The organism is Neobacillus sp. PVCKKU3, assembly GCF_058323225.1.
Window position 1 is genome coordinate 1 of sequence record NZ_JBLVQN010000070.1, and the last position, 16,799, is coordinate 16,799.

A 16,799-nucleotide genomic window follows, 5' to 3' on the forward strand; every position below is an offset into this window, starting at 1 on the left:
TCTGATATAGGGGGCAAGAAGCTTTGGAGGCGTACCTGCCCCCTTATCTCTGTTTTTTTATAGGTATCTGTCTATACCTTTTTCAACATTATTTTAGTATGTGCATTTTCTCCCCTTTGTGCACCGAGTTGCCTCCGTGTTTTAAGAAAGAAATTGACGGTTGTGCGTTTCAACCGGGAGGTATCCGCCGAACATTTCGATAATCCTCCACCTCGTCTACTAACCAACCTACATTTGGTTAGTTCTGGCGCTTTAATAATCCTAATTTCCTGATGCTGTCCTCCTTTTAAAAAGTATTATTTTGAAAAATACAAAGCACGTCAATATTACATTAAAGCCGTTAGTTCGTCAATAAAAAACCTGTAAAGAATAGATTCTATACAGGTTCTGAAAACTCCTATTAATTTGTCAAGAAGAGCCCCTTTACTTTTTAGCGGTACTAGTACGGAGTGTTTGTAAGATTTTCAAAATGGGCCTGTAATTTCTACCAACAAGGCCGATTTTTTCTGCAATGATTTCAATAAAGAGTACGATTAAAGCAATTAAGAACATCGCTCCGCCAATCCGGGCCTGCGAATAAATGACTGCCATCAAGCCAAAGAAAGCGGACATGGCGTATATGAGAAGAACCGTTTGCCTGTGGGAATAGCCCATTCGCAGCATGCAATGGTGCAAGTGCTGCTTGTCTGGTGCACCTAATGGTTTCCTTTGGATGATTCTTCTAAGTATAGCAAAAAAAGTGTCCGAGATTGGAACCCCTAAGATAATAACCGGAATGATAAATGATATGAAGGTGACATTTTTAAAACCAAGTAGAGACAAAACTGAAATAATGAATCCTAGGAACAGTGCTCCTGTATCCCCCATGAAAATACTAGCGGGATGGAAGTTGTAAATTAAAAATCCTAGGGTGCTGGCAAGAACGATCAATCCAACTGTCAAAACATATACATTCCCCTGTAAAATTGCCATCCCCGAAATTGTAATTAAAGCAATAGAAGAAACCCCTGCAGCCAAACCGTCAAGTCCATCAATTAAATTTATTGCGTTAGTTATTCCAACAATCCAAAGTAGGGTTAGCGGGATACTTAAAAATCCAAACTCGAGTACACCACCAAACGGAAGATTGATAAACACCACTTTCAAATCTCCTAAGAAAATGACTGAACACGCTGCCGCAATTTGTCCGATTAGCTTATATCGTGCAGACAATTCAACCATGTCATCAAGCAAACCGGTAATGATAATGATTATACAGCCAATTAATATTGCAATAGATACTTGGTTTTCGGGTCGCAATAGAACAATTCCTACTATAAAACTGATGAAAATTGCTAAGCCCCCTAGCCGAGGCATGATGGACTGGTGAACTTTTCTTTGATTTGGCTGATCTGTTGCTCCGATTAAGAAGGCTATTTTTTTTATAATCGGTGTTAAAAGCACCGAGACAAAGAAACAGATAATCAAGGTAAGATATAGCATGGATAAATCCTCCTTGATGTCAGTTTGTCCATTATGGCAAAATCAAAAACAAATTATATATGGTAAAAACAAGAATTCCCAAAATATAGTCCTTTTTCAATACCGCATTAAATATCGACAAAAAATTTCAATTTACGCAGAGAGTAAAAAAGTGTAAAATGGAAACTGGTTTATAATATTGTTGTTCTTGTTTATTTTTGTTAAAGGAGAAATGATATGCCGCAATTTACACGTTCAAACCGTGGGAAAAAAAAGAAAAAACGAAAACGAATATACATGTGGATTTTACTTCCAATATTAGTAGTAGCCTTAAGTAGTGCAGGGTATGCAACATTTCTGCTAAAGAAAGCAGAATCAGTGGTTCACAAATCTTACAAACCTGTAAAAGCCGTATCAAAAAGGGAAGTAAAAGTAGACCCCAAAATGGATAATGTCTCAATACTCCTTATCGGTGTAGATGAAAGTAAAGAACGTGCCAAGCAATATGGTGATGCTGTTCGTTCAGATGCACTTATGGTTGCAACCCTAAACAAAAAGGACAAGACAGTGAAACTGTTGAGTATACCGCGTGATTCGTACGTTTATATTCCTAAAAAGAATAAGTATGATAAAATTAACCACGCTCACGCTTTCGGTGGACCGGCACTTTCAATTGAAACCGTTCAGGAACTTCTTGATATACCGATTGATTATTATGTAAAAGTAAATTTCTATGCATTTATCGACACTGTCAATGCTCTCGATGGAATTGAAGTTGAGGTACCTTATGCCCTTTCGGAGCAAGACTCGCATGATCGGCCAAATGCCATACGTTTAAAGCAAGGCCTACAAACATTAAACGGAGAACAAGCACTTGCATTGGCAAGAACTCGACATAAAGATACTGACTTCATGAGGGGTCAAAGACAGCAGCAAATTCTTAAAGCAATTTTTAGCAAAGCTTTATCTGCATCATCGATTACAAAGCATGGCGAGCTAATTGAAGCTGTTGGAAAAAATATGACTACCAATATGTCATTCGATGATATGAAATCATTAATGGATTATGGGCTCACTGGCGGTGGTCTTAACATTGAGACCTTAAACCTTAAGGGCAGCGATGCATATATCAAAGGGATTTATTACTACAAGCTTGATGAAACATCTTTAGAAGAAGCTAAAACAGTTTTAAAAACCCAACTAGGTTTGGAATCAAATACGGTACAAGCCAGCACAAACGGAAAAATTGTTAATACAGATCAAAACAATAATCCTTCTACTAATAATTAAAGAAATCTCATCACATTTTGTGATGGGTTTTTTTTTTGTCAACCAAACAAACTAGTCAAACTAAAGAGCCAGCCCAAAAGGGCTGGCTCTTTAGTTTTATCTATTACGTACTGTTGTTATAAGGAGAACTCGCATCATTTTCATTAATGGTCGATAATTTTTGCCGACAAGACCGACTGCTTCTGCAATCAACTCAATCACAATTAATAAGACTAAAATGAGGAAGAATCCTCCTAAAAGCTTTGCTTGCGAGAAAATAATCGCCATTAATCCGAAGAAAGCTGCCATTGCATAAATGATTAACACCGTTTGTCTATGTGTAAATCCTAAACGAAGCAGACAGTGATGTAAATGCGATTTATCAGGTGCAGATAAAGGCTTCTTATTTACAATTCGGCGAATAATGGCAAAGAATGTATCAGATATCGGAACACCGAGAATAATAACAGGAACGATAAAGGAAATTAATGTAACGTTTTTAAAACCAAGCAATGATAATACGGAAATCATAAAGCCCAAGAATAGCGCACCCGTATCACCCATAAAGATCTTCGCCGGGTGAAAATTATAAATTAAAAATCCAAGTGTACTAGCCAAAACTAATGATGCAACAGTTGTTACATAACCGTCACCCATAATAATAGCCATTCCGGAAATGGTGATTAAGGCAATAGAGGATACACCGGCAGCTAAACCATCTAACCCATCAATAAGGTTGATGGCATTAGTAATACCTACAATCCAGAAAATCGTCAATGGAATACTTAAATATCCAAAATCAATTTGCCCACCGAATGGAAGATTAATAAATTCCAAATGGACTCCACCCCATATAACAACAATTGCAGCTGCAACTATTTGGGCTAAAAATTTAATTTTAGCTGATAATTCCATTACGTCATCAGCTATACCTGTAATAACGATGATAATACTTCCTAAAACAATCGGTATTGCATAAGGTGCGTCGGGACGCATAATAAGCATACCTACAATAAAACTTAGGTAAATAGCTAATCCGCCAAGACGTGGCATTATTTTTTTGTGAACTTTTCGCTGATTTGGCTTATCAGTTGCCCCTATTTTGAAAGCTAATTTTTTTACCAAAGGAGTTAGTAATATCGAGCAAATAAAGCATAAAAACAAGGTGATGTAGACCATCATGATCCTCCTCATAACTATTAAACCCATTCATATATCCATAAAGACAAACAGTCTAATGGAGCAACCGTTAGGTTACTTATAAAGATTGTTATCTATTAAACAATGATTTTCATAGCAACGTATTCTGCTGTACCATGTGGATTATAACACAGTTACTATTTAATTTAAATAGATTTTCAGATTCACTGACTTTCCAAATACGTTACAATAAGTTTAAATTTACTACTTTTACTAAAAACTAATAAATCCCCTAACAAAAACTGTAGTTACACTTTACATACTAATATACCACGAAATCTGACGAAAATCATGTTAATTTGTTACAATTTGGTAGAAATAATTGGATAGTTTTATATTTAGATAGGAGTACCATTAAATGAATCCCCTACTTAACTAGGGGTATATTGTTCGATATATTTCTTTTGTTCAATGTTTTCATAACAAATATTTACTTCCTTTGATACCTTTTGTATACGCTGAAAATACTATCTACAAAAGATTCAATCGAATAATGCTTGGAAATATAACTTCTAAACTTTGCCCCCATTATAGCCAAACCACCTGTTTTTCGCATTTCAATTGCTTTATCTATAAAAGATACAATTTCAGCCTTTTCATTTTTAGAAACGATAAATCCATATGAAAAATCTGGAATCATATCTCTAACTCCACCAACATCGGTCGTAATGACGGGGGTGTTTTCCCTCCCAGATTCTAATAAAACTAATGGAAAACTTTCAGTTTTTGAGGTCAGCAATGTAATATCGGCAAGGGCACAAAGTGCGTTTACATCCTCTCTATGGCCAAGAACTGTCACATGTTTTTCAAGGCACCATTCTTTTATAAGATGCAAAATCTCATTTCGCATAGGACCATCCCCGACCAACAGTAATTTAATTTCCGGATGAAATTTGATGGCCTCTTTGACAGCCTTAAGTGCAAGTTGATGCCGTTTCACTGGGTCTAAACGTGCTACCATTAATATGACGAAATCCTCTTTGGAAAGTTTCATTTCTTTCCTGGAAACTTCTTTTATTATGGGAACGGAAAAATCAATTCCATTAAAGATAGTCGTAATTTTATGTGAGCTAATACCAAATTCCACCATCATATCTGTAAAACGTTTGGAGATTGCAAAAAAATGATCAGGTTTTTTTAGCACAGCAAGATTTAATTTTGTAAATACCTTTCCCTTAATACCTCTTCCAAGGAAATCATTCCGAGGATCACTGTGAACAGTAGTCATCCACGTCACAGAGGTAAACTTTTTCAAGAAATAACCATAAAGGTTTGCCCTAGCTCCATGGGTATGTAAAATATCAACTTTTTCATTTTTTATAAAAGAAATTATTTTAAATAATACTGATAGATTATATCTAGAGGATTGTTCAAATGTTATCGTTTGAATTCCAGCAGCCTTTGCCTTTTCTTCAAAAACACCCTTTTCCAAAAGACCCAAAACAAACTCCTCTTTATTTAACTCCTTTAACAAGGAAAGGATATGGACCATTCCCCCACCAGTTTCATTGCCTGCATTTAAGTGCAATACCTTCATTGATTATCCCCTTATTTCTTTGTGCGAAGTTTTTCTCTAAAAATTTTCACCATGAAAAGAGGTAAAGCGAGCATTCTCTTCCAACGACTAGGCTGCTTTAGTAATCGATACAGCCACTCAAGGTTCAACTTTTGCCAAACTATTGGCGCTCTTTTAACCGTTCCGGAAAGCACATCAAAGCTTCCCCCAACACCCATAAAGAGCCCGTTCTCAAATCCTCCAATGTTTTCATAAATCCACTTTTCTTGCCTTGGAAGACCTAACGCAACAAATATAAGATCAGGTTTTTTTTCTCTTATTTCCTCAGGAATTGTAGAGGCTTCCCAGTTAAAATAACCATCGTGCCACCCCGCAATTTGTAAGCTAGGAAAACTGTGATGAATATTTTGAACAGCCTTTTCAATTACATCCTTCTTAGATCCTAGAAAATAAGCAGACCATCCGTTTTCGTTTCCAAGCTTAAGTAGTTCCACCATAAGATCAAAGCCGGCAATTCTTTCAGGCAGCGGTGACCCCAATACTTTAGAACCGATTACAACACCAATGCCATCAGCAATTACAAAATCCGCACTATTAATGATTGAATGGTACTTGTTGTCTTGATTGGCATACATTACGATTTCAGGGTTTGCTGTTACTACGAAAGTTTTTTTTCTTTCGGAAATATAATCCCTCAGTCGAAGTAGTAATTCATTTTTTGTAATGTTTTCAAAATCAATATTTAAAATATTAATTTTACTCTTTCGCATGATACTACTGAACCTCTCTTTTTTCGCTCTTCCTAAATTTTCTTAGGAAAATTCAATTAATCTTTACATTTATTTTCGTAATACATAACCTTTAAAAAGAGTCTTAATTTCTTTTGATTCTTTATTAAATATAATGACAAATACAAGCATTAAACCTAATAAAATAATCAATTGAAGCCACAAATCATCTAATATCAAACAAGATATAGTAAATACAGTTATAAATGAAGCGAATAAAATCATCCTAAAATCCAAAGCCCATATTCGATACTTTTTATAAAGAAAATATGAGTTAATAAGTGTTGCCGCAATAGATGAAATTAAAGTTGAGCCTGCCAGTGTATATACCCCAAACTTTTTTATAAATAGGAAATTAAGAAGAATATTTAATAACACACACATGGAATTTATGATTGTGGTCACCTTTAAATTATTAAATGAATAAAAGACCTGTAGAACAATGCTCCCCGTTGAACTGAAAATGGTCATTGGGATAAAGATTAAAGTTAGTCGATATAGCATATCTATATCTGTCAGTGATATATTCCCCCTATGAAATAAAAGCTTAAGGAAAAACTCTCCCAAAATAATATAAAGAAGACAAATGAGACTATAGATAAACAGAAAGAAGAAATTTATCTGGCTGACGCGCGCCTGTACTTTTTTAAATTCATTATTTGCGATTTCCGATGCAACAAACGAATAGGAAGCGCTGCTAATAGCATTAGTAATGACTGAACTTATTAAAAGCACAATCATGTTTGAATAAGACAATATCGTTAATGTACCTGAGGCAAAAAGAGTCGCAAAGGATTTGTCTACAAATGTATTAATTACCCCTAGCCCGCCGCTTATTAGCAATGGCAAAGAATTTTTAATCAATACCACTGCATCTCTGTCAAAACACGTCATCTTTTTTAACGGTAATCTAGAAAAAAGTATGGCAAACGAAAGAATTGTTCCAACCAGCATTCCAATTGTAATCGCTAGTGAAGTTTGTTTGTAGAGTAAAAAAAGTATCAAAATGCTTATAACAGAAGAGACTAAATTCGTGAAGTTTGCCAACCCAAATATTTTTTCTGATCTAAAAAAATTATCAATAATACGGTTAAGCACCAGCAGTAAACCTATTCCGCTATATAGAATAGAGAATTTAAAGGTAAGTGTTAATGTATCAGATTCAAAACCGGGAGCTAATAACTTCATAAAATAGCTAAAAAAAGAAAAGTATCCAATAAATAAAACCGTTATGATGCTTGTAAAAGCAATCATTAGTGAAAAGACATAATTTGTCTTTTCCTGCATGCTTTCTTTTTTATTTAGCGAGGGAATTATTCCTACCAGCAGCGCATCTGCAATTAAATTTAGAGGAGTTCCCAAAATATTAACAGTGAAATTAAAAGCGTCGGTTACCTTTGAGAAACCATAAAAAGTGGAAAAAGCTAGCTCCCTTAAAAACTGAATAACTCTAACAAATATATCAAAAAGAAAAATAACTACAACAGCTTGTTTAAAATTGCTCCGTTTCATTAATGAACTGAACATTTGGTGATCACTCCACCTTTATTTCATAAAAAAATGAATAAAAAAGTAATATTTTCTGGACGATTTCTTTACTTTCCTTACAATCCACTACAATATGATCATAATTTGATTCCAGTATTTTTTTGTAAACACTATTAATTGAATCAGATTTATATTCGTTGTAAAATCTCCTTGCATCTTTTCCATAAAAAAGATAGGAAATAGAATCTGTTTCCTCCCTTTTTAGGTAAAGAGGATTAGATGTCTTGTGCATACTGCTTAAAGAATGCAGAATTTTACTTATTTGCATCATGGATATTTTAGGATATCCCTTTACCACTAACTCCTTCTTCCATAGCTCAAATAGTTTTATTGCAAGCTGAATGTCCACAGAGTCTCCCTTAGAGACCTTTGAAAAATTATACAACTTAAGTTTGCGGAAGATTTTGAATAACGTTAAATTTGATAGAGCTAGCATTGGTCCCGTTTTGAAATGGTTAAAAAGCAATTTGTATACTGTTCGAAAACAGCCATTGGCTACTTCAAATTTCCCAACATCACTGTGTATATAATTTTCTCCAAAGACCCTATATTTGTACCAAGGGCTGATTTTCTTTAAATTAAGAACGTTAAAATTCTTATAATCCACATAATATATAGTGTTATCGTATATGTAATTTTGCAGAATGTATTGTACAAAAATATCCTTTTTCACAATAAAGGTATCTCCAATAAGATTATCCCCTTTATGAAAGAATACTTTTCTTATTAATTCTTTTTTATCAATTTCATCTGGTCTTTTCATGGTTCCGCTAATTCTACTGTTTTCATCAATTGTTAAATAGTCAGCATATAAGCCATCAATATCCGGTGAAGTATTAAAGGTATTTATTATTAATGAAAACACTTCATTATTGGCTAGCTCATCATCCGAATGAAATAACAGGACAATATTTCCTTCAATATATTTTGAAGCATGTAAAACTGCATTTAATTGGCCGCTGTTTTCTTGAGCATAGTATTTTATTCGATCATCATTTATAGACTGAATAATTTTCTCGGTTTCATCTGTGGACCCATCATTTACCACAATTAGTTCCCAATTTTGATAAGACTGCCTTTGAATTGATTGAATACTTTTTTCTATATATGCTGCATCATTATACGTTGGCATTAATATCGAGATCTTATCCATTCTTTCGCATCCTTTATAACATTTTAAAGCAACCATTATTCTTCATGTATTATTTTTGAATAATACTCTTGTTATTCGTTTATTTTTAAATTAATAAGCTCTTTTAACTTTGAATCTTGGTTCTGCTTCATTTACACTTCTTCCGTTCCTATCAACAAATATGCCTATCTTAAGTTAGCTTTAATTACTTATTAATAAAAATAAGGGGAGAAGAAAAACTCTTCTCCCTTTTTCGTGAAAAATTTCAACTAAACACCATTTATCTGTAAGTCGACTAGAAGAAAAGCAAAAATCGCTGCAATGTAGATACTAACTGCAGGTGCTGTTAATACATGACCAGCAGAAAATGCAATACCAAAAGCTAATAATAAGCTAACCACATATAAAACGTATTTTAAATTAAAAATCTTTTTTAAATCGGAAAAAGCAAAGATAATGAGCTTAAGTCCAAAGTAAATTAACGGAAACAGCAAGACTAATGAACCAATAATTCCCAAAGAGAAAAAAACATCGTAAAAGTCCATTTCAATCATTTTAGGCTTTTCTGTATAATTACCTGCATATCCCATTCCAAAAAGTTTTTGAGATATTGGTGCATTCTTGAAATCATTTTTTTGTTTTGCTAAGTAAACTTCTCTACTACTAAGTACTAAATTTTCTATTTGTTTTTTGTTAATGGTTTGCTGTTTATCGGTATTATTAGAAGGATGCGCTTCTTTTTTTACTTCATTTTTCTTTATTATAGGCTTCTCTTCTGATGATATATCAATCCCCAATAAGTTTAAATGAGCAAATGTATTCTTATATATAGGAGTAAGAGGTGTAATAACAATTAAGCATATAGTTAGAATACATAAAATCATACTCCTGAGTTTTTTAGTCTTTACTTTAGGAGTTCTTCTAGATTGGAATTGTTCATACAAATTCATTATTAAAGCCGTGAATATGCTTATTAAACACGCACCATATCCCACTTTAGTCCCTACGGCAAGCATCGAAAAAATCATTAAAATTGAAGGTATCCATTTATAAATATCTTTTAATGAAAATGTGTTCCTGACTGAGAAAAGTAAAACTACCGGAAAACTTATAGCAAGAATTGCGCCAATTTCATTCCCGGCATAAAACCAGCCAGAATAACCAATTTTAGAATAATCATAACTAGTTAAACTAGTTGATGTTGCAATTGAAACGACAAAAACAAGATTTATGAATAATGACGATAACAATAGGTATTTCATCAATTTATCTTCTACTGTCAGCTTAGACGATAAAGATTTAAAAGAAAGTAAATATGCGTAAAGCATAACGAATAAATAAACCACTTTAACAATAAACTTTCCTTCTTCCCCTATTGAAAAAATGGGTTTATAAATAAAATTATTACCAATTCCCAATGCCAACACAAAGAATAAAATTAAAAAATAATATATATATTTCTTTTTACCTAATTGTAAAGATTTAAGAAAAATATAAACTATACTAATAAAGAGGATTAGAAATCGTATTATAATTCCAAAGGTAATGTTAAGATTTAGTGATAAACTATAAGTAGTAAGTACATCAATTAGCGGTTGTAATCCTAAAAAAATCACAAGGAAAACTTCATATCTTTCAATTAACGGTTTCAAATACTTTAACATAATACTCCTCCGAGAGTTTTTAAAGGGGATAAGGTTTACAAAAACAATTCTATTATACAATACAATTTATCATTATAATTTTATAATGATAAATTGTAAACAAGAAAGTAATTCATCTCCTATTTTATTTCATTTTTTTGTAAGTAATATGCTAAGATATCCTTGGAAATTGAAATATTTAAACTTAAAAAGTGAGGTACATCTATAATGAAAATTTTAATCACAACAATCTTTGAATATCCACACGAAGGTGGACTATCAACGCATGTTTCAACTTTAAAGGGCGGGTTAGAAGCAAAGGGGCACCAGGTGGATGTATTATCCTTTTCGAATATGAATCCTCTTTTAAGAAAGGTCTATTCTCAGGCACCGGGATTTCTTCTAAATAAAATAAGCAAAGGAAAAGGACAATTATTAAATGATACACAAAAACAAAAATTGCTTTCTTCATATTTAAATGAGCGCAAAAATGAATACGATGTTATAAATTCCCAAGATGTTTTTGCAGCCTTAGCCTCAATTAATTCGGGTTTACCTACTGTTGCAACTGTTCATGGCTATTATTCCTTTGAGGCAATTAGCAGAGGTGCTTTAATTGAAAATAGTAAAGAAGATATGAAAGTACAAGATATTGAAAAAAAGGCATACCAGAATGCTACTAAAGTCGTTGCAGTCGATAAACGAATCCGCGAATATATTAAGAACAGAGCAAACGTTGAAGCGATTACTATTAAAAATTTTATTGACGTCAATTCATTTCAACCTGAAAAAGTCAATCCGTCATCAGTAAAAGAAGAATTTAATATCCCTGAAGATATGAACATTCTGTTTGTTCCGAGAAGGCTTACAGAAAAAAATGGAGTAATATATCCAACCTTAGCTTTACCTAAAATCTTAAAAAAACATCCAAATACTCTTTTGGTATATGCTGGAACAGGGGAACAACAAGGAAGGATAAAGGAAGAGATATCAAAATATAAGTTGGAAAATAATATTAAATTACTTGGATCTGTTCCTCATGAAAAGATGAAAGGTCTTTATGCCTTGTCGGATATTGTCTTAGTCCCTAGTGTTCATTCCTACGGTGTGGAAGAGGCGACCTCTATCTCTGCATTAGAAGCTATGGGATCGGGTTCTCCAGTAGTTGCAGGAGCAGTAGGGGGACTAAAAGAAATCTTTGATCATGAAGTAGACGGCCTATTGGTTCCAGACAAAAACGTTGAAGCCCTATCGGACGCAATATTAAAAATATTAGATAATCCCGAATTCGGAGAAATTTTAGCAAAAAATGCAAGAATAAAGGTAGAACAAGAGTATTCTCATCTGGCTGCAGCAAGTAAGTTCGAGCAAATTTATGATGAAGCCATTAAAAAGTATAAATAGTTAATCCTTATTAAGGAAAGAAGTTCTAAAGTAATGTTATTGACATCGAAAGTTGATAAAAAAATGACGTGCTCAGTTAGTCTAGATTTTGATGGGAACTTTGCCACATAATAAAAGGGAAGCCGAAAAGCTTCCCTTTTATACTTAAATTTTGATTTGATAGATTTCATTCTGCCTCAAATTTGTTTTCCAAGACTAGGTCCGATTATAAGACACCATAGTTGTTGTCCTTCTAATGCTAATTGACAAGGAACGCTTAAGTCATTGCCCGAAAAAAGGAAAAAGGCTCCTCCGGGATGAATACCCCGCGATCTCCCACCTCCTTGATCCAACAGGTATATCTTCATAGTATGCCAAGTACTGCTCTTCCTGTTTCATGCAGTTTCTCTTTGAATCACGTGTTTTTTCATGTTATCTGTTATCATCAATGATTCATTTGTATTTCTCGTCGTAAGAAGGCTTTGCGAACAAACATTATTTATGGGCCTTGGGGGTTCCTTCAAAGAACTTTTAACTTTAGCAGGTGATGAGAACTTATAAAAGAAATTAACTATTAAGGGAGCTTTAATGGGGTAGCGCGAAAGAGTTCCAGGAAGTGTTTAAGAATAAGGAGGCTTCCGAGATTATCGGTTTTGGATCCTTTGCAAATGAGTTTAAAAAAATCCTAACATAGATCCAGACCCATATCATAACCGCTAGGAAAAAAGTGTCTCTAGGCTAGACTTTCCCTTACTAGAACAAGGCTTTGCTTTTATTGGGAAGCAGTAAAAAATGGAAACTTTGGCTAGACCTTTGGATAAGAACTAGCGATGAGAAAATATTGCAGATAATGTAATGGGATTGGAGAAGCAGGGAGTCATTATTGATAAATCCCTTTTAAAGCCCCTCTCGAATGAAAGAGGCTTTTTTGTTTAGATTATTTTCCTAATTCATTGTTTGGTTCATTTTTTTTGAAGAGTCTAAAATAGAAAAACTTTGCTGCTTTAACAGATCCCAAATCAACAATTTTATACATTAAATAAGAAAGTGGAATTAACAAAATAAAAGAAATAACTTTCTAGATAGAATAATTGCTAAGATAATTAAAGCTGCACCTAATGTATGAAAAAAAACCATATAATTTAAATTCAGCCACTCAGGCGATAATATATTGTATATTGTTCTTTTAGACAGATATATATGGAAAAGATCCGAAATATGACCCCAAAAATATAGCCGGATAAAACAAGCACTTTTTCACCTTTTCAAGTCCATTATTATATGAATCACATAACATTAGTCCCAAAATAAATCCAAGATAATAGGTATTATACAGAACTAAGATAATAACAATATAAATCTAGACACGATTTTTCGTATTTGCAAATAAAGAAAGGACTGAAAATTAACATCGAACCATATAATTCGTATTTCTTTGTCTAAAGAACACGGTTAAATACACTATCATTATTTACAAATGTTCCATATAAGCCTTGATATAGAATATCTTGTAACCCTCTTTTCTCGGAATAAGGATCATTCATCTCTGACTTTGTTATGTTTTTGATATCGTCAAAAACATAGGCATTAAATTTTAATAAAAAATAGGCCAAAAGCAAAGAAGTTAAAACAGGAATGGCCAACCGAAAATATCTTCTTATTGCACTTTCATTAAGTATCTCCTGTTTCTTTTCCTTAAAGTACTTATGACTAAGGACAAATCCACTTAACACAAAGAAAAGACTAACAGAAGAATTCCCGTTATAGATTAAATTTAAAGGATTTGAAGAGATAAAGTCTTCCAATCTGTTGTGTACCAAAGTAGGATCAGTTCTAAGCATATTTGGGTAAAATACTTGTAACAAAGTGAGAAAAAATAACAAATATTGCAGCTAAACCCCTTAACCCTTCATAATATTTTATTTTATTTAATCTCTTTCGCCTCTCACATGATTATAAATTTGGTGATGAAAAAAGATATAAAGAAATAACTCCCCTTCACTCTTGATTGAGAAGGGGAGTTTTTGCTATTGGATCTCATATAATTATGCTGTTTTAATTAAGCTTTTTACCTTGTTAGCTCAGCGGTCTCCTCACCGAATCCACTATTAAAAAAATGTTATTGTACTGTCTTCATTCCGTGATGGTTGGTACCACCACCATTCGAATTAATTAACCCATGCATATCTACCAATGCTTTGCTCCCATAACCTCTAGTAAAGAAGTTGTTGACCTTTGTTGATCTTTGGTTGTACGACTTTTTTATTTCTATGAAACTACACTATGACATAGTACTCGTCTAGTTTCGGACTGGCACTAGCCTCAACTTTCGGAAACTTCAAGGTATTAAAACCAAATAAATTCAAAGAGGGCATTACATTAGAATTACACCACTTAATGCAACACCCACAATTATTATCTTACCTTAATAAAGATATGGCGAAAATATGATAAGATAAAGGCAAATAAGAATGTAGCTCCCACTATAGGTAAAAACCAATACAGAATTTGTTGCTGTGATTCGAAATGGTACCCTAAAACATATTTATAAACAAGTCTATCTGTTATATAAGAAGCCAAATAGATATCTAATGAAAGAACAGAAATAATGGATAATATTTTTAGAGCTAAACGATTATTAACGCTAACATCGTAAAAAAGTAAAAAGAATATCGTTGCATGTATAACAATAAGAAGTGAAGAATAAGATCCTACCATTCCTAAGAAGTAATCATTGGTATAATGGATTTCAATCAAAAACTCAAATAGCGTCACTAAAAATAAAGTACAAACACCTGCTAACTTATTAATTTTTATTTGAAATTCCTTTATATAATTTCCTATAAAGTAGTATGTGATTGGGTATAATTGAATCCAGAAATCTGGAAAGTAAAGAGAACCTCTTGCCTTCCCGTTAAAAAAACTAGGCAAAGCAGTAAGAATTAAAAAAACCAAAATCAATAATTGTTTTTGTTTTTTTGTCTCAATGTTTCTATATAAAATATTTAGGAAAGGGACTATTAGGAATAATCCGATGTACATATTTACATACCAAGCATATCCGTCTGCTTTAAAATTTAATATAGCACCAATCCATTCATGAATACTTTTTTCTTCCTTAAAAAAGAAAATATTTATCATTATGGCTAATAAAGAATAAATTAAATATATAATCAAAATTGGAGAAATTCTCTTGTAATAATCTTTATTTGGGGATTTATTTATTTGTAGATATCCTGTTAATATCATGAATAGAGGAACACATATTAAAAAGAACATTCTTAAAAAAACTTGCAAATACATATTTTTCCCAACAACAGGGGTAGTATAGAAATAAGTATTAGCGAAAAAATGAACAGATAAGACAAATAAAGTGGCAAAGACCCTTATTAAATCAAGTCCACCGTTTCTCCCTATTTTTACCATTAATCATAATCTCCTTTAGTAATCTACAATAATTGATATTACAATAATAATGTTATTTATGGACATAGGCAATAAAATTATTTCGAGGCACATTAAATGTTTGTAATACACAACTATAAAAGCGGTCAACCTAAATTAAGGTGACCGCTTTTATAGTTTTACTCTATACCTATTTATATACTGGATAATCAAATCTTTCTATTTTGGTTGTCAAAAGCGCATAATAATTATAGATATTATTAACTTGCTTAAAAGCCCAACCAATGTCCGTTGCATACTGATGATACGGATTATCAACATTCCATCTCATTTTATATAGGGTATTCTGACCATTTTTTATATATCCTTGAGCAATTAATTTAGCACCGCCAATAATGGCGTCTTCAACAGTAAACCATCCTTGATTGTATGCAAATTCTCCTCCACATTGTACAGGGCATGCATCAATAGCACCATAGCCATACATATTATAAACGACTCGTGGTGTAACTGGCTGTCCGTTTACAGAAGTAACCAAGTAACCTTTTAATAAAGCAGATTCTCTGGAAGTCCCTGCACCAGTTTCATGTAATGCATGTGAAATAAGATAAATTTCATTTATTCCTACTTCCCTGCCAGCTCTTATAAAAGAATCTGCTTGATTTGATAGGTTTCCTTTATCGCTTAATATTTTACTATTTATTTCATCTGGAGAAGCTCCAACACTTTGTGATAAATCTAAAAATTGATATTTTTGTTTCTCATCGTTAATAAAATTATCAGGGTTAATGAAGTATAAAACATCTTCTTGACTAGCATTTACAAAAGGCCTATAAACTGGTTCCCCTTGGGCATTAGTGGTCTTATAGTAATTAAATTGATACCAGGTCTGATTATTTCTATTAACAGAAGAAATTATGCTAATTTTCTCCAGATCATTTATAGTACCTAATTTCCAATAATCCGTACCAGGACCACCACGAACATTCCAATTTCCGTCTATAATGCCTACACCATTTGTAATTGATGACAGAGCATCACTAATAATATAGGCATTATATTTAGAAACATCATATTGAGGTGATTTTGTCATTTGGATATTAAAGAAATCATTTAAGCTAACATCATAATTAGAATAGCTAATTATAGGACCTAACTGAACACCCCATACACCAACATAACCAAGTCTTCCACCTACGTCAACTGCGACCCAGTTACTATCTCCACCATAGGATTGATAGACTTGGCCTTGTTTTAAAACGGCGAAATATTTACCTGTTTGTGCATCCTTTACTGGCATATCGGATTTAGTGATGAATTGGATTCCTATCGGTCTAGAATTATTTTTATTTTGGATATCAGTCCCTAAGCTCGGAATGGTATTACCCTTCCATATATATCCGTATTCATTTCCACTCAAGACCAAATGCCAATCACCATAATCTGCTAGTCTC

The 16,799-nt window shown here is 32.9% G+C and carries 12 protein-coding genes; 2 read left to right on the forward strand and 10 right to left on the reverse strand.

Features of this window, described 5'->3' with window-relative positions; translation table 11 throughout:
• Nucleotides 1-423 precede the first annotated feature (423 nt).
• Nucleotides 424-1,482, reverse strand: a complete 1,059-nt coding sequence (locus tag ACNQGS_RS28175) for a glycosyltransferase family 4 protein (protein ID WP_491490266.1) — start codon at nt 1,480-1,482, stop codon at nt 424-426.
• Nucleotides 1,483-1,698: 216 nt separating this feature from the next.
• Here ACNQGS_RS28175 and ACNQGS_RS28180 point away from each other — a divergent pair, with 216 nt between their 5' ends.
• Entirely contained in the window at nt 1,699-2,751 is a 1,053-nt protein-coding gene (locus ACNQGS_RS28180) for an LCP family protein (protein WP_491490267.1), read from the forward strand.
• A gap of 96 nt (nt 2,752-2,847) precedes the next feature.
• On the opposite strand, the gene ACNQGS_RS28185 is transcribed toward ACNQGS_RS28180, so the two are convergent.
• The 6 genes from ACNQGS_RS28185 to ACNQGS_RS28210 all read right to left on the reverse strand — a co-directional run bounded on the left by ACNQGS_RS28185 (nt 2,848) and on the right by ACNQGS_RS28210 (nt 10,578).
• Nucleotides 2,848-3,909: a glycosyltransferase family 4 protein gene (locus ACNQGS_RS28185; RefSeq protein ID WP_491490268.1), complete on the reverse strand. Its 1,062-nt coding sequence runs from the start codon at nt 3,907-3,909 to the stop codon at nt 2,848-2,850.
• A 451-nt stretch (nt 3,910-4,360) separates the two neighbouring features.
• The gene (locus ACNQGS_RS28190) at nt 4,361-5,467 is read right to left on the reverse strand and encodes a glycosyltransferase (protein ID WP_491490269.1); all 1,107 of its coding nucleotides are present in this window, start codon (nt 5,465-5,467) and stop codon (nt 4,361-4,363) included.
• A gap of 11 nt (nt 5,468-5,478) precedes the next feature.
• The gene (locus ACNQGS_RS28195) at nt 5,479-6,216 is read right to left on the reverse strand and encodes a WecB/TagA/CpsF family glycosyltransferase (RefSeq protein WP_491490270.1); all 738 of its coding nucleotides are present in this window, start codon (nt 6,214-6,216) and stop codon (nt 5,479-5,481) included.
• Nucleotides 6,217-6,285: 69 nt separating this feature from the next.
• Entirely contained in the window at nt 6,286-7,761 is a 1,476-nt protein-coding gene (locus tag ACNQGS_RS28200; RefSeq protein ID WP_491490271.1) for a lipid II flippase MurJ, read from the reverse strand.
• A gap of 7 nt (nt 7,762-7,768) precedes the next feature.
• Nucleotides 7,769-8,935, reverse strand: a complete 1,167-nt coding sequence (locus ACNQGS_RS28205; protein WP_423799690.1) for a glycosyltransferase family 2 protein — start codon at nt 8,933-8,935, stop codon at nt 7,769-7,771.
• A gap of 248 nt (nt 8,936-9,183) precedes the next feature.
• The gene (locus tag ACNQGS_RS28210) at nt 9,184-10,578 is read right to left on the reverse strand and encodes an O-antigen ligase family protein (RefSeq protein WP_491490272.1); all 1,395 of its coding nucleotides are present in this window, start codon (nt 10,576-10,578) and stop codon (nt 9,184-9,186) included.
• A 207-nt stretch (nt 10,579-10,785) separates the two neighbouring features.
• Here ACNQGS_RS28210 and ACNQGS_RS28215 point away from each other — a divergent pair, with 207 nt between their 5' ends.
• On the forward strand, nt 10,786-11,961 hold the full coding sequence (locus ACNQGS_RS28215) for a glycosyltransferase family 4 protein (RefSeq protein ID WP_491490273.1): 1,176 nt from the start codon (nt 10,786-10,788) through the stop codon (nt 11,959-11,961).
• Between the two features lie 1,418 nt (nt 11,962-13,379).
• On the opposite strand, the gene ACNQGS_RS28220 is transcribed toward ACNQGS_RS28215, so the two are convergent.
• The 3 genes from ACNQGS_RS28220 to ACNQGS_RS28230 form a co-directional block, all read right to left on the reverse strand.
• Nucleotides 13,380-13,781, reverse strand: coding sequence for an acyltransferase family protein (locus tag ACNQGS_RS28220; protein ID WP_491490274.1), 402 nt, complete (start codon nt 13,779-13,781; stop codon nt 13,380-13,382).
• A gap of 574 nt (nt 13,782-14,355) precedes the next feature.
• Nucleotides 14,356-15,366: an acyltransferase gene (locus tag ACNQGS_RS28225; protein WP_491490275.1), complete on the reverse strand. Its 1,011-nt coding sequence runs from the start codon at nt 15,364-15,366 to the stop codon at nt 14,356-14,358.
• A 169-nt stretch (nt 15,367-15,535) separates the two neighbouring features.
• Nucleotides 15,536-16,799: N-acetylglucosaminidase (locus ACNQGS_RS28230; RefSeq protein WP_491490276.1), on the reverse strand; the 1,264-nt coding region annotated here is incomplete at its 5' end.

Coding starts and splice junctions, on each gene's coding strand:
- ACNQGS_RS28225 (WP_491490275.1), bottom strand. CDS start 15,366: ATGGTAAAAATAGGGAGAAACGGTGGACTTGATTTAATAAGGGTCTTT.
- ACNQGS_RS28195 (WP_491490270.1), bottom strand. CDS start 6,216: ATGCGAAAGAGTAAAATTAATATTTTAAATATTGATTTTGAAAACATT.
- ACNQGS_RS28205 (WP_423799690.1), bottom strand. CDS start 8,935: ATGGATAAGATCTCGATATTAATGCCAACGTATAATGATGCAGCATAT.
- ACNQGS_RS28185 (WP_491490268.1), bottom strand. CDS start 3,909: ATGGTCTACATCACCTTGTTTTTATGCTTTATTTGCTCGATATTACTA.
- ACNQGS_RS28180 (WP_491490267.1), top strand. CDS start 1,699: ATGCCGCAATTTACACGTTCAAACCGTGGGAAAAAAAAGAAAAAACGA.
- ACNQGS_RS28220 (WP_491490274.1), bottom strand. CDS start 13,781: ATGCTTAGAACTGATCCTACTTTGGTACACAACAGATTGGAAGACTTT.
- ACNQGS_RS28215 (WP_491490273.1), top strand. CDS start 10,786: ATGAAAATTTTAATCACAACAATCTTTGAATATCCACACGAAGGTGGA.
- ACNQGS_RS28210 (WP_491490272.1), bottom strand. CDS start 10,578: ATGTTAAAGTATTTGAAACCGTTAATTGAAAGATATGAAGTTTTCCTT.
- ACNQGS_RS28190 (WP_491490269.1), bottom strand. CDS start 5,467: ATGAAGGTATTGCACTTAAATGCAGGCAATGAAACTGGTGGGGGAATG.
- ACNQGS_RS28175 (WP_491490266.1), bottom strand. CDS start 1,482: ATGCTATATCTTACCTTGATTATCTGTTTCTTTGTCTCGGTGCTTTTA.
- ACNQGS_RS28200 (WP_491490271.1), bottom strand. CDS start 7,761: ATGTTCAGTTCATTAATGAAACGGAGCAATTTTAAACAAGCTGTTGTA.